The sequence below is a fragment of the Streptomyces sp. NPDC044033 genome (genome assembly GCF_056434425.1).
Genome location: NZ_JBWKFF010000003.1, coordinates 209,384 through 222,233, shown reverse-complemented (window position 1 = coordinate 222,233; position 12,850 = coordinate 209,384). Strand labels below are relative to the sequence as shown.

The following is a 12,850-nucleotide window of genomic DNA, read 5'->3' as shown; positions in this document are numbered from 1 at the left end:
TATCCCCCCCCCCCCCCCCCCCCCCCCCCCCCCCCCCCCCACCCCCTCCCCCCCCCCCCCCCCCCCCCCCCCCCCCCCCCCCCCCCCACCCCTCCCACGGAAGGATGAGGAGTTACGCGTCCTCCGCCGGGCCCTCCTCGCCCAGGGCCGTCTGCACCTGCACGGTGCCGCGGCGGGTGATGTGCAGGGCCCGGCCGACCGGCAGCTGCTGCGGCTTGATGTTGCCGAAGAGGTAGCCCTCGGACGGCGGGCAGGACATCAGCAGGGCCGGGGTGTTGACCTCCAGCAGACGGCGCAGCAGCGAGTCGTTCATGGCCCGCGAGGCGCCGTTGGCGCTGCGCGCGACGATCAGGTGCAGGCCCAGTTCCACGCCCTGCGCGAGATAGTCCAGCATCGGGCCGAAGTGGTTGGACATCGAGCCGCCGGACACCATGTCGTAGTCGTCGATGACCATGAACAGCTCCGGGCCCTCCCACCAGTCGCGGCGCTTGAGCTGGGCCGGGGTGATGTCCTGGCCGGGCAGCCGCTCGCGCATGGCGCGGGAGACGCCGTCCACGACCTGCTTGAGGACGTCCACCGAGACCGCGTACCCCAGCCGGTGCGTCTCGGGGACGCTCTCCAGCAGGTCGCGCCGGTAGTCGATCAGCATGACCTTCGCCTCGTCCGGCGCGTAGCGTTCGGTGACCGCCCGGCATACCGAGCGCAGCAGGTTGGTCTTGCCGGTCTCGGCGTCGCCCACCACCACCAGGTGCGGGCTCTGGCTGAAGTCGTGCCAGAGGACGTCCAGGTGCTGGCCCTCCAGGCCGAGCGGCACCCGCAGGTTCCCCCCGGCGCACTCGCTCGCGGGCAGGGCGCTCGCCTCCAGGACCGCGGGCAGCGTGCGTACCTGGGGCGCGCAAGGACCGTGCCAGTTGCGGGAGACGCGCTCGACGGCGTCCGCGACGCCCGCGCCGAGGTCCGCGGACTCGCCGCTGCCGTCCAGCCGCGGCAGGGCCGTCAGGAAGTGGTGCTTGGTGTCGGTGATGCCGCGCCCGGGGTTCTTCGGCACGGTCGCCGCCGCCCGCATGTTGACCATGGAGTCCATGGTGTCGCCGAGCCGCAGCTCGAAGCGGGTGCCGAGCTGGTCGCGCAGCCCGGTGCCGATCTCCGCCCACCGGGTGGAGGCCACGATCAGGTGCACGCCGTAGTTCAGCCCGCGGGACGCCATCGTGGCGAACGTCGGCATGATGTCCATGAAGTCCTGGCGGATCGTGGTCCAGCCGTCGATGACCAGGAAGACGTCGCCGTACGGTTCGTCGGGCAGCTCGCCCGCCGCCCGGCGGGACCGCAGCGTGGCCATCGAGTCGATGCCCAGCTCGGCGAACTGCGTCTCGCGCCGGGCGATCAGCCCGTTGACCTCGGCCAGGGTGCGGTGCACCCGCTCCAGGTCCAGACGGCCGGTGACCCCGCCCATGTGCGGCAGGTCCCGCAGCCCGCCGAGGGCGCCGCCGCCGAAGTCCAGGCAGTAGAACTGGACTTCCCGCGGGGTGTGGGTGAGCGCGAGCCCCAGGATGATGCTGCGCAGCAAGGTGGACTTGCCGCTCTGCGGCCCGCCCGCGATGCCGATGTGGCCGCCCGCGCCGGACAGGTCGGCGACCAGGGGCTCGCGGGTCTGCTCGAAGGGCCGGTCCACGATCCCGATGGGCACCGTCAGCGTGGCGTGCGTCGACGCGTCGGCGGGCGTCAGGCCGCGCTCGGGGTCGGCGTGCAGCGGCGGCAGCATCTCGTCCATGGCGGGCGGCACGTCCAGCGGCGGCAGCCACACGGTGTGCGCGGGCGGACCGGAGTCCGCCAGCCGCCCCACGGCCACGGTCAGCAGGCTCTCGCTCGTCTCCTCGCTCTCCGCGGGCTCTTCCGACATGTCGATGACGCGGGGCGCGACCCAGTCCGTGCGGTACGGGACGACCTGGTCGGCGACGACGGACTGGCCGACCCGGCGCGCGCCCTGGTACGTACCGGAGACGTACGCCGCCTTGAACCGCACCAGCGCGCCGGTGTCCTTCTTGAGGATGGCGCTGCCGGGCACCGACGGCAGCTGGTAGGCGTCGGGCACGCCGAGCACGCCGCGGCTCTCCATCGCGGAGAAGGTGCGCAGCGCGACCCGGTAGGACAGGTGCGACTCCAGTTGGTGCATCCGGCCCTCGTCCAGCCGCTGGGAGGCGAGCAGCAGGTGCACGCCGAGGCTGCGGCCGAGGCGGCCGACCATGACGAACAGGTCCATGAAGTCGCGGTGCGCGGACAGCAGCTCGCTGAACTCGTCGACCACGACGAAGAGGGTGGGCAGCGGTATCAGCTCCGCGCCGCCCTCGCGGGCCGTCTCGTACTCCAGGGCCGAGGTGTAGTTGCCGGCACTGCGCAGCAGTTCCTGACGCCGCATCAGCTCACCGTGCAGGGCGTCCCGCATGCGGTCGACCAGCGCCGCCTCGTCCGCCAGGTTGGTGATGACCGCCGAGGTGTGCGGCAGGTTGTCCAGGCCGAGGAAGGTCGCACCGCCCTTGAAGTCGACGAGGATCAGGTTCAGTTTCTCGGAGGAGTGCGTCAGCGCCAGCGCCAGCACCAGGGTGCGCAGCAGCTCGGACTTGCCGGAGCCGGTGGCCCCGATCAGCATGCCGTGCGGGCCCATGCCGCCCTGCGCGGCCTCCTTGATGTCCAGCTCGACCGGGTTGCCGTCGCCGGAGACGCCGAGCGGCACCCGCAGCCGCGCCCCGGCGCCGCGGCCCGCGTGCACCCGCGCCACGTCCATGGTGTGCAGATCGGACACGCCCAGCAGGGTGGTCAGCTGGACATCGCTGGTCAGCGCCTCCCCGGTGTCGACGGTGACGCCCATCCGGTACGGGGACAGCAGCCGCCCCAGCGCACGGGCGCGCTGCGGTCCCAGCGCGTCCGGGCGGCCCAGCAGGGTCGTCTTCTCCTTGCCGGACCGGTCGGTACGCACCATCTCCAGCTTCTCGGCGGCCACCCGCAGGCGCAGGGAGTGCCGGCCGGGCTTCCAGGAGAAGGAGCCCCCGATGTCCAGCGTCACGACGTTGCGGTAGCCCTCGCCGGCCAGCCGCGTGTCGCCGGGGACGCCGGGGTGGTCCAGCACGATGACGTAGTACGGCTCCTCGGGGCTCGGCGCGGCATCCGGGTCGAACGGCGGCCGGCCGGCGAACTCGTCCCCGAGCAGCTGCTCCAGCCCCGCCGCCGAGTCGGCGACCAGGCGCACCGCGCCCGCGCCGTCGGTCTCGGTGGGGTGCTGGGCGTGCGGCAGCCACTTCGTCCACTCCCAGGCGTCCCGGCGGTCGTGGTCGGTGATGACCGCGATGCGCAGGTCCTGCGGGGCGTGCAGGACGCTCAGCTGGCCGAGCATGGCCCGTGCCATGGCGCGGGCGGCCTCCGCGTCGCCGTGCGTCAGTACCCGGGAGTACGTGCGCAGATAGAGCGCGACGGGCTGGTCGGGCACCGTGCCGTACGCGCGGATGAACCGGCGCAGCGCGTGCGCGCACAGCGGTTCCAGGTCCTCCACCGGCTTGGTGCTCAGCGGCGTCAGCTTCATGCCCAGCTGCTGCTCGCCGACGGCGATGCGGATCTCGCCGAAGTCCTCATGGGTGGCGCGGCGCTCCCACAGCCGGCCGGTGCGCACCAGGCTCCACAGGCTCGCGGGCTCGGGATGCCGCCACTCCTGCGCCTGCCGCTGCTGGTGTATCAGCTTGCGGATGCGGCGCCGGCTCACCGACAGGTACCGGAGGTAGTCGCGGCGTTCACCACGCAGTTTGCGCTTGCGATCGCCGGAGCTGCGGATGATCTGGGAGACCAGCATGCCCACCGCCGAGACGGCCATCAGCCCGATGGCGACGTACATCAGTGGGCCGCCGCCTTCCCCGGGCTTGAGGAAGATGAGCACCATGCCGAGCGAACTGAGCGCCATGGGCATATAAGTGACCATGTTGCCCATGGCACTCTGCGTCTCGGGCAGCGAAGGCGGCTCTTGAAGGCTCAGCTCGCCTTCCGGCATCTCCGGGCCGAGCCGACGGGGAGGCCGCTTGAAGAGAACCACACTCAAAAGGATTCGCCTTCCTACGGGGAAACGCGATGGCGTTGGGTCCGGTCCTGTCCGGGAGGTCCGGCAATTCCGGTAAAAGGCACGGACTGTGAAAGCGGTTCACGTCCGAGAGGCAGCCCGTGGACCACCGTGTACCGACCTCACGATAATGTGATCGACGAGATCGCGTCGACCGCCCCTCCCGGAAGGGATGAGCCACGCTTGAGTGACAATTCCACCGCATCTCTGTGTCGTCTGACTATCCAGGCACCGGAAAGAACCGTCGAACTCGCCGTCCCCTCGGACATCGCGCTCGCCGATCTGCTGCCCACGATCGTCGATCACGCGGGATCAGACCTGCACGAGCGCGGGGCCGAAGCCGGCGGCTGGGTACTGCAGCGCCTGGGCGAAGCCCCGCTGGACGACGAGCGAACACCCAACTCGCTCGGGCTCCACGACGGGGAGACCCTCCATCTGCGGGCCCGCAACGAATCCCTTCCGCAGATCCACTTCGACGACCTCATCGAGGGGCTCTCCAGCGGACTGCGCTCGCGCGGCGACTCCTGGCGGCCCCAGTGGTCCCGCTACTTGATGATCGGCCTGACGCTGTGCGCCCTGGGCACCGGGCTGCTGCTGCTGGCCCTGCCCGGCCCGGCCCCGCTGCGGTCGGTCTGCGCCGCGGGCGTCGCCGTGCTGCTGCTGGCCGGCGCGGGCTCCGCGTCGCGCGCCGTGGGCGACGCCGGGGCGGGCGGCGCGCTCGGCGCCGCCGCCGTGCCCTACCTCGTCCTGGCCGGGGCGCTGGTGCCCCAGCACACCGGCGACGGCGCGGAGACGGGCGCCCGGCTCCTGGCCGGGTGCGCCGCGGGCGCCGGGTGCGCCGTACTGGCCGTCGCCGCCGTGGGCGCCTGCGCCCCGCTGTTCCTGGGGATCGCGGTCGCGGCCGTGCTCGGGGCGATCGGCGGCGCCGTCATGCTCCTCGGCGTCCCGCTGGACGAGACCGCGGCGCCGCTCGCCCTGGTCATCATGGTCCTCGGGGCCTTCCTGCCCGCGCTGGCGTTCCGGCTCTCCGGTCTGCGGCTGCCACTGCTGCCGACCAACGCCGAGCAGCTCCAGGAGGGCATCGACCCGGTGCCCGGCGAGGAGGTCAGCGTCCGCGGTCAGATAGCCGACGGCTATCTGACCGCACTGTGCGCGGCGACGGGCGTGGTGGCCGCGGGCTGCCTCACCGCGCTCGCCACCCAGCACTCGTGGCCGCCGCTGACGCTCGCCATCGTCTTCAGCGTCCTGCTGCTGGTCCACTCCCGGGCCCTGGGCGGCGCGTGGCAGCGGCTGTCCGTCGTGCTGCCCGGCGCGTACGGCTGCGTGCTGCTGTGCGTACTGCTCGCCCTGCGCCTCACCCCGTCCGAACGGCCGATGCTGCTGGCCGGGACCGTCGTACTGGCGGCCCTGCTGGCCATCGCCGGCTGGACGTTCCCGGGCCGCCGCCTGGTGCCCTACTGGGGTCGCGCGGTCGATCTGCTGCACACACTGCTCGCCGTCGCCCTCGTGCCGCTCGCGCTGCTCGCCGCCGGGCTCTACCACTACCTGCGGGCCCTCAACGGCTGATCCGGCCGACTCCACAGCGGCCGGTTGAAACGGTCGATCCGGCCGGCTCCGCAGCGGCCGGTCGAAATGGCCGAACCGGCCGGTTCCACAGCGGCCGGCCGCCGCGACCGAAGGCCGACAGAGCCGACAGAAAGGCGCTGCCATGCAGTCCAGGCGGGACCAGGTGCAGGCCCACATGTTCGTGATGGGCCGGCTGTCGGCGGGGCTGTTCCGCGACGACCCCGACGCGCCCGAGCCGCCGCACCGGCGGACATCCAAGGGCATCTTCATCGGGCTGATCCTCGGCGCCCTCGCGGCGCTGATCGTGACCCTCTACGGCGTGATCGTGCCCGGCGGCTCGGACAGCTGGAAGAAGGACGGCACGCTGGTGGTGGACGACAAGTCCGGCGCCCGCTACCTCTCCCTCGGCGGTGTGCTGCACCCGGTGCTCAACCAGACCTCGGCCAAGCTCCTGGCCGGAAAGCAACTGAAACTGGAGAGCCTGTCGCCCGCCTCGATCGAAAGGGCGCCGCGCGGCAGCACCCTGGGCATCGTCGGCGCCCCGGACGCCCTCCCCGACCCCTCGGCGCTCAGCCGCGACCCCTGGTCCGCGTGCGCCACCCGGCCGCCCAAGAACGCGAACGGAACGCCCTCCGCCTCCTCGGACAGCCAGTTGACGCTGGGCGTCGGCCTGCACTCGGAGGGCCGGCCGGTCACGGCGGACCGCGCCACGCTGATCCGCGGCGGTGCGCACCACGACACGTATCTCGTCTGGCACGGCACCCGGATGCGGCTGAACACCGCGCACTCCGCCGTCCAGGCGCTCGGGTACGGCGACGCGACCGCCTTCCCCGTGCCCGACGGCTTCCTCAACGCGCTCCCCGCGGGCCCCGACATCGCCACCCCCGACGTGCCGCACCTCGGTGACAAGGGGCCCGAACTGGCGGGCAGCCCGACCCGGGTGGGACAGCTGTTCACCGCGGCCGACGGCCGCCGCTTCCTGCTGCGCAAGGAGGGCCTGACGCCGGTGACCGGTCTGGAATTCGCACTGATCAAGGGCGACCCGCGCACTCAGCACACCGCGTACGAGGGCGGTGCGGTCGGCATCCGTCAGGTGGGTCCGGACGATCTGGACCGGCACCGGGCGCCCGCCGGGCCGCCGCTGGTCGGCGGTGGTGGCGGCGGCGTGCCGGCCGAGCCGCCGAAGGCCATGCCGGTCGAGAAGTCCGAGGGCGTGTGCGCGGTGACGGGCACTGGCGGGAAAACGCCGACCGTCGCCGTGGTGCTGCCCCCGGCGTCGACGATCGGCGGTCGCCCGCCGTCCAATGAGCCCGGTTTGTCCGCTGATTCCCGTACCGCCGACCAGTTCGCGGTACGTCCAGGCGGCGGCGCCCTCGTCAAGTCGCTGTCCTCTTCCGGGGCGGGCAGCACGTACTACCTGGTCACCGAGTCGGGCGCGAAGTACCCGGTGGCGGGCAAGGAAGCTCTCCAGCAGCTCGGCTACAGCGACGCGAACGCCGTACAGATGCCGGGCGCGCTCCTGGGGATGCTGGAGACGGGGCCGGCTCTGGATATGGCGGCGCTTCAGGCCCGCGGGCTGGTGCAGGCGCCTTCCGGCCCCAAGGGGCTTGCGTCCGGGGGAAGTTGACCATGCATCAATTGAGACGGATCTGAGCTTGTTCACCCTCCGTTCACTATGTGTTTTACCTGGTCAGCAGGGATTTTCCGGAATCCATACGTGCTCGTACTGCTGTAGGTGCCAATCAAGCCAGTGGAAGTACTAATGTGATCGTCAGCTGGGAGACCGGTAGCGGTCGTTCCGGTTGTTGCCTCCTGACCCCCCTTCAGAGGAGAACGTTTCATGAGTGATGTGCCGCAGCTCGACGGCATCCAGGGCGACCGTCTGGCCAAGGGCCAAGAGGAGATGGACACGGCCCTGGCCGGGCTCAAGGAGCATCTCCATGACATGCAGCAGGCGGGAATGAGCGTCCAGAGGATCAAGGAGGACGTGTCCCACAACTACCAGGCGAACTCCAGCTCGACGCACTGCCTCGCCATTGACGACTGGCTGGCGATCCACCGCCGCATCACGCAGGCCACGGAGAACTTCCACCAGGGCACGCACCTGACGAACCAGGCCATGACCCACGCGGAGGAGACGGCCAACGGCTTCGCGCGGGCCCTGTCGCCCAACATGGGCACCGGGCGCTGAGCCCGGCCGTACCGCTCGCCACTTCCCTCGTTCTTCACCAGGCAGGAGACCGCTATGTCCTCAGTCAACATCCAAACGAAGGTCCTGGAGCAGTGCATCCACTCGATGACGCGGGCCCAGTCGGACATGGTCCACGCCGTGGAGTGGCTGGAGAAGAACTTCGTCCCGCTGCGCGAGACCCTGCAAGGTGAGGCCCGCACGCAGTGGGACAACTTCCACCACGAACTCAGCCAGTCCAAGGCCAAGCTGCAGGACGACTACGAGCAGGCGACGATCGCGCTCCAGCGGATGTACGAGTCCCAGCTGGCGGGCGACCACCAGGGCCGGAACGCCCTCGCCAACCTGCAGCACCACTGAGCCCGTCGAGGTGACGGGGTGAGGACCGAGAGGCGAGGAAATGGCTGAGGACGACTCGCACGGCGACAGCGGCTCGCACGGCGGCGGCGGCACGTACAAGATCACCGAGGGTGTGCTCAAGGACTGGGCCGACCGTCAGATTCCGCAGTTCGCGCAGGATCTCCACTCGAATGCGGACTACGCCAAACTGGGCGAATACGGTTCGACGGGCGGGAACATGCACCTCAAGCTCGGTGCTCCCGACCGTTTCCTCGCGAGCAAGAACCTGGGAAACCTGTCCGGCAAGTACTTCACGGACCTGCACTCCAGGCTGGAGAGCGCCGTCCAGGTGTTCAGCAACTTCTCCACCCAGCTCGACCACGTGGACCAGATCACCACCGACGCCGAGATCTCGGCCGGTGCGCTGGCCCAGGACCTGATGAGCGTCCTCGGTGGCGGCAGTGGCGGTGGAGCCGGCGGCGGCGGTGCCAACCCGCTGGGCCGTTAGGCGAGGCAGGCGCGTAACCGAGCGGAATCGGCCGGTCCTCGAACGGTGGATGTGAGCGTCCGCCACTCGGGACCGGCCCCGTCCGGCGGCCGTTGGGGCCGTGTGGGAAGAGAAGAGGACTGGCTGTGGCCGACGAGGCGACCAACTGGGATCAGCGGCTCGCCGTGTTCGCGGACGGGGACGCCCAGCCCCTGGACCGAAACAAGGTGGCGGGGCCGGGGTCCGAGAAGTGGATCGCCAACTACCAGTCGGGGCAGAGACTCGCGATCAATACGAAACCGGACCTGGACGTCTGGTGGTCGTACAACTACGCGGTCACCGGGGCCAGCACCTCGGAGCCCCTGGGAACGTTCGCCATCGGTCTCAACTACGACTGGTCCAAGTTCGGCAACGGCCCCGGAGCGCTGAGCGACTTCACCGGCGGCTCCGACAAGATCCTGAACTCGGTGAACCCCAACGGCAACCAGACCGCCAGCCCGCAGTCGCTGGACGAGGCCGCCGACATCCTGACGGCCATGGACGCCCTGATCGGGAAGTGGCAGGGCCAGTTCGGCAAGTGGGCCACTGAGGTCGGCGGAAGCGACAGTGACCTCCAGGGTGAGGCGGCGGGGCTCTTCCGGGCCACTCTGGAAGCCGCTCAACGGTCCCTCAAGGACACCCAGGACTACATGCAGCACGGCGCGGTGGCCCAGGCCCTGCGTAATTCCGGTAACCAGCTGCGGACCACCACGAGCTCGTTGCAGAACACGTTCTGGGCATTCATGAACGACCGTTCTTCCATGCCCGTCAATCATCTGCACGATGTCTTCTTCGACGCGATGAACACGATGCCGCCGCTTGGCAACACCGTTATCCCGGTGAACGGAGACGTAGAGGGCTTCCTCAGTGAAAAGCTGGTGTCACCCACCTACGGAAGTCCCAAGGACGCGGCTTTCTGGGACAAGATCGAGAGTGAAGCGAAGCAGCGCTGGCTCGACAATGTGCGGGACAAGCTCGATACCCCGTCCGCCGGGCCGATGCAGCAACTGTCGACCAGTTACTTCACCGCCGCGGGCCAATTCCGCCCCATCAATACGGCCTTCACGCTCCAGTTGAACCAGAGCGACAGCCAGACGTATCTGACGCCCAAGGGGGGCGATGGCGGCAGTGGCGGTGCCACCCCGCCCGACGGCGTGAATCCGTTCGCAGCCGGGAACGGTGGGGACAAGGGCGCGGACCAGCAGGGCGACCTCCCGCCGGGGGGCAAGGGCGACGGCGACGCGAACGCCGATGGCAAGAACCCGCTCGGTGAAGGCGGCGACGGCAAGAATCCGCTCGGTGAAGGCGGTGACGGCAAGAATCCGCTCGGTGAAGGCGGCGACGGGAAGAATCCGCTCGGTGAAGGCGGCGACGGCGAGCAGGGCGGGGAAGGCGGCAAGACCCCTCCGCCTGCGATGATGCACTTCAACAGCGGGCAGGGTGGCGACAGCCTCAAGAACAAACTGGCGGAGCAGAACAAGGGCGGCGCCGGCATCGGCCTCGGCCCGGGCACCGGCGGTACGGGCGGCGGCTCCACTGCCCTCGGCCCCAAGGGCGAGCAACTCCGCGACAAGGACAACAACCCGATCACCCTGCCGCCCGGCGCGAAGATCGACCCGAAGACCGGCGCTGTCACCGACTCCAAGGGCAACGCCGTCATGGGCCCGGACAAGAAGCCGCTCGTGCTGCCCAAGGGCTCCAAGGTCGGCCCGCTGGGCGGTGGCGGCAGTGGCGGCGGCGGCACGAGCGGTCCCAACAGCGCCAAGAACGCGGCCGAACAGGCGGAAGAGGCCGAGCGGCAGCTGCGCCGGCTCCAGACCTCGGTCAACACCAGCGGTGGCGGCGGTTTCGGCGCGGGCGACCACGGGGTCGGCTACGACGAGCACGGCAACCTCGTCCTGCCCAAGGGCGCGAAGGTGGACGCCCACGGCAACCTCGTCGGAGCCGACGGCAAGCCGCTGACGAACTCCTTCGGCGGCAAGCTCACCGTGCCCCCGGGGTCGAAGATCAACTCCGATGGGACGATCACCGACCCGCGCGGCAAGGCGATCACCGAGAGCAGCGGCGGCCTCAAGAGCCGCAACCCCACGAGCGGCGAGGAGAACTGGAACCCGCCGCGCCGTCCCCTGACGACCGGCAGCTCGTCGGAGTCCAGCCTCACCAACCCGAAGGGCGTCGGCAGCGGGCTGCGCCGCATGGTCGACAGCAACGGCAACACGGTGGGCGAGAGCGGCGTCAGCACCGGCATCAGCCGCCGTGCCCGCGCGGCGATGGGCGAAGAGGGCGCGCAGCAGGCTCAGGAGATGCGGGCGGCGCGGGCCGCCGCGGCGGAGAGCCGGGCCATGGGCCGCGCGGGCAGCGGTTCCTCGTCGCCGATGATGCCCCCCATGGGCGGGGCCGGCGGCCAGGGCGGCGGACAGAGCGGCGACCGGCAGCGCAATGTCTGGCTCGCCGAGGACGAAGAGGTGTGGGGCACCGACCCCGACATCGCGCCCGGAGTGATCGGACGATGACCACGCAGACCGACGACGACAGGAACCCCGCCCCCATGGACCCCCTCGCTCCGGCCACGGCCTCCGCACCGGACGCCGGGCCCGCGGCGGCCGAGGGGGAGACGCCGGGTATGCCGACGCCGCCCGATGACATCCGGGAGGCGGCCCGTACCGCCCCTGACCACTGGTTCGGCATGATCGACCCGGCCTGGACGGGCGAGGACGCGCCGCCCGAGTGGGCCCTCATCGGGCAGTGGCGCTCGGACCCGCACGGCGAGATCGTCGAATGGCAGGACAACCCCGGCTACCGGCCCTCGCCGGGGATGCTGGGCTGGGCCGAACCGGCCGACGACGTCGACGCGGCCGTACAGCTGGCGGCGACCGGTTACGGCCCGCCGGAGGCCGTCGCCGCCGCGGCGGCCAGCGCGGAACTGGCCGTGTTCACCGCGCCGGGCGGCGGGGTGGTCACCGCGTGCGCGCCGGACGGCGGCCCGGTCGTGCCGGCCTTCACCGCACCCGCCCACCTGGAACGGGCGGGCACCCTCGCACACCGGGTGCTGCCCGCGGGGGAGGTCTTCGCGCTGGTCCCCGAGGGGCACGACGTCTACCTCAACCCGACCGGGCCGGTGGCGATGCGGCTGAGCGCGGCCGATCTGGCGCGCGCGGTCGAGGCGCTGAACGACGCAGCGGCCGACGGCGACGACGACGGGGCCCGTTCCGGGGCGTCCGGTGATGAGGAGGCCCGTTCCGGGGCGTCCGGCGGCGAGGAGGCCCGTTCCGGGGCGTCCGGTGACGAGGTGGGCCCCGGGGCGGTCGGCGGAGCCAACAGCGAGCAGGGATCGGAGACGCGCTGATGTCGATACAGGAACAGCTGGAGGCGGCGATGGCCGACCTCGCCAACCACACGCAGCGCATCCAGGAACTCCAGAAGAACCTGGCCACGACCAAGACGTCGGTCACCTCCCGGGACCGGATGGTCACCGTCACGATCAACGCGCAGGGCGAGATCGCCGAGTTGAAGTTCAACACCGAGGGCTACCGCTCGATGCCGCGGGCCCAGCTCGCCACGGTGCTGACGACCACCCTCAACGAGGCCCGTGCGAAGATGACGTCCCAGGTCAGCAGCCAGGTACGGCCGCTGATGGGAGAGCAGACCCAGCTGGCCGAGGGGATGTTCGGCGGCCACTCCATGGACGAGCTGCTGGCCCCGCTGCGCGCCAGGCGGCCGGAGGGCCTGGAGGATCTGATTCTCGGCGCCCCGCCGAAGTCGGACCGTACCCGCGACGACGAGGAGGAATTCGATGGCTGAGAGCTCCAACCACCAGACCCTCGCCGTTCCCGAGGACCTCTCCAGGCGGTTTTCGGAGATCGGCCAGATCTCCCACCTCACGGACGAGCTGACCAATCTCAACGCCCAGCTCACCGAGGAGAGCAGGACCGCGGGCGGCAGGGACGACGAGTGGGCGAAGAAGTACCACGAGTACGTCGACAAGCACTGCGAGGGGCTGACCCAGGGGGTCAAGGCGCTCACCGAGTTCATCTCCTCGCTCCACAAAGGCGGCACGGCGGCCGCGGGCTCGCTCAACCAGGCCGAGGACGACGCCACGCAGACGGCCAACCACCTGACCCAGAGCTGAACG

The 12,850-nt window shown here is 70.8% G+C and carries 10 protein-coding genes; 9 read left to right on the top strand and 1 reads right to left on the bottom strand.

What is annotated here, in order from left to right:
• Window positions 1–112 precede the first annotated feature (112 nt).
• Window positions 113–4,033, bottom strand: a complete 3,921-nt coding sequence (eccCa, locus tag AC07AB_RS08370) for a type VII secretion protein EccCa (protein ID WP_478562632.1) — start codon at window positions 4,031–4,033, stop codon at window positions 113–115.
• Window positions 4,034–4,282: 249 nt separating this feature from the next.
• On the opposite strand from eccCa, the gene eccD reads away from it, so the two are divergent.
• From eccD to AC07AB_RS08325, 9 genes are all read left to right on the top strand, one after another.
• Window positions 4,283–5,665 carry a type VII secretion integral membrane protein EccD gene (eccD, locus tag AC07AB_RS08365; RefSeq protein ID WP_478562092.1) on the top strand — a complete coding sequence of 461 codons (1,383 nt, stop codon included), beginning with the start codon at window positions 4,283–4,285 and terminating at the stop codon, window positions 5,663–5,665.
• A 142-nt stretch (window positions 5,666–5,807) separates the two neighbouring features.
• Window positions 5,808–7,292, top strand: coding sequence for a type VII secretion protein EccB (gene eccB / locus AC07AB_RS08360; RefSeq protein ID WP_478562089.1), 1,485 nt, complete (start codon window positions 5,808–5,810; stop codon window positions 7,290–7,292).
• 213 nt (window positions 7,293–7,505) lie between these two features.
• On the top strand, window positions 7,506–7,856 hold the full coding sequence (locus AC07AB_RS08355; protein ID WP_478562086.1) for a hypothetical protein: 351 nt from the start codon (window positions 7,506–7,508) through the stop codon (window positions 7,854–7,856).
• Between the two features lie 54 nt (window positions 7,857–7,910).
• On the top strand, window positions 7,911–8,213 hold the full coding sequence (locus AC07AB_RS08350) for a hypothetical protein (protein ID WP_478562083.1): 303 nt from the start codon (window positions 7,911–7,913) through the stop codon (window positions 8,211–8,213).
• Between the two features lie 40 nt (window positions 8,214–8,253).
• A complete protein-coding gene (locus AC07AB_RS08345; protein WP_478562080.1) occupies window positions 8,254–8,700 on the top strand; it encodes a hypothetical protein in 447 nt (148 codons plus the stop codon).
• 125 nt (window positions 8,701–8,825) lie between these two features.
• Complete coding sequence (locus AC07AB_RS08340) at window positions 8,826–11,231, top strand: hypothetical protein (RefSeq protein ID WP_478562077.1); 2,406 nt, start codon at window positions 8,826–8,828, stop codon at window positions 11,229–11,231.
• Window positions 11,228–12,064, top strand: a complete 837-nt coding sequence (locus tag AC07AB_RS08335; RefSeq protein WP_478562074.1) for a type VII secretion system-associated protein — start codon at window positions 11,228–11,230, stop codon at window positions 12,062–12,064. Before AC07AB_RS08340 ends, AC07AB_RS08335 begins: the two co-directional genes overlap by 4 nt.
• On the top strand, window positions 12,064–12,519 hold the full coding sequence (locus tag AC07AB_RS08330; protein ID WP_478562071.1) for a YbaB/EbfC family nucleoid-associated protein: 456 nt from the start codon (window positions 12,064–12,066) through the stop codon (window positions 12,517–12,519). The genes AC07AB_RS08335 and AC07AB_RS08330 overlap by 1 nt, the downstream gene beginning before the upstream one ends.
• Complete coding sequence (locus tag AC07AB_RS08325) at window positions 12,512–12,847, top strand: hypothetical protein (protein WP_478562068.1); 336 nt, start codon at window positions 12,512–12,514, stop codon at window positions 12,845–12,847. The genes AC07AB_RS08330 and AC07AB_RS08325 overlap by 8 nt, the downstream gene beginning before the upstream one ends.
• The last annotated feature ends 3 nt before the right edge of the window (window positions 12,848–12,850 follow it).

Coding starts and splice junctions, on each gene's coding strand:
- eccCa (WP_478562632.1), bottom strand. CDS start 4,033: ATGCCGGAAGGCGAGCTGAGCCTTCAAGAGCCGCCTTCGCTGCCCGAG.
- eccB (WP_478562089.1), top strand. CDS start 5,808: ATGCAGTCCAGGCGGGACCAGGTGCAGGCCCACATGTTCGTGATGGGC.
- AC07AB_RS08355 (WP_478562086.1), top strand. CDS start 7,506: ATGAGTGATGTGCCGCAGCTCGACGGCATCCAGGGCGACCGTCTGGCC.
- AC07AB_RS08350 (WP_478562083.1), top strand. CDS start 7,911: ATGTCCTCAGTCAACATCCAAACGAAGGTCCTGGAGCAGTGCATCCAC.
- AC07AB_RS08345 (WP_478562080.1), top strand. CDS start 8,254: ATGGCTGAGGACGACTCGCACGGCGACAGCGGCTCGCACGGCGGCGGC.
- AC07AB_RS08335 (WP_478562074.1), top strand. CDS start 11,228: ATGACCACGCAGACCGACGACGACAGGAACCCCGCCCCCATGGACCCC.
- AC07AB_RS08330 (WP_478562071.1), top strand. CDS start 12,064: ATGTCGATACAGGAACAGCTGGAGGCGGCGATGGCCGACCTCGCCAAC.
- AC07AB_RS08325 (WP_478562068.1), top strand. CDS start 12,512: ATGGCTGAGAGCTCCAACCACCAGACCCTCGCCGTTCCCGAGGACCTC.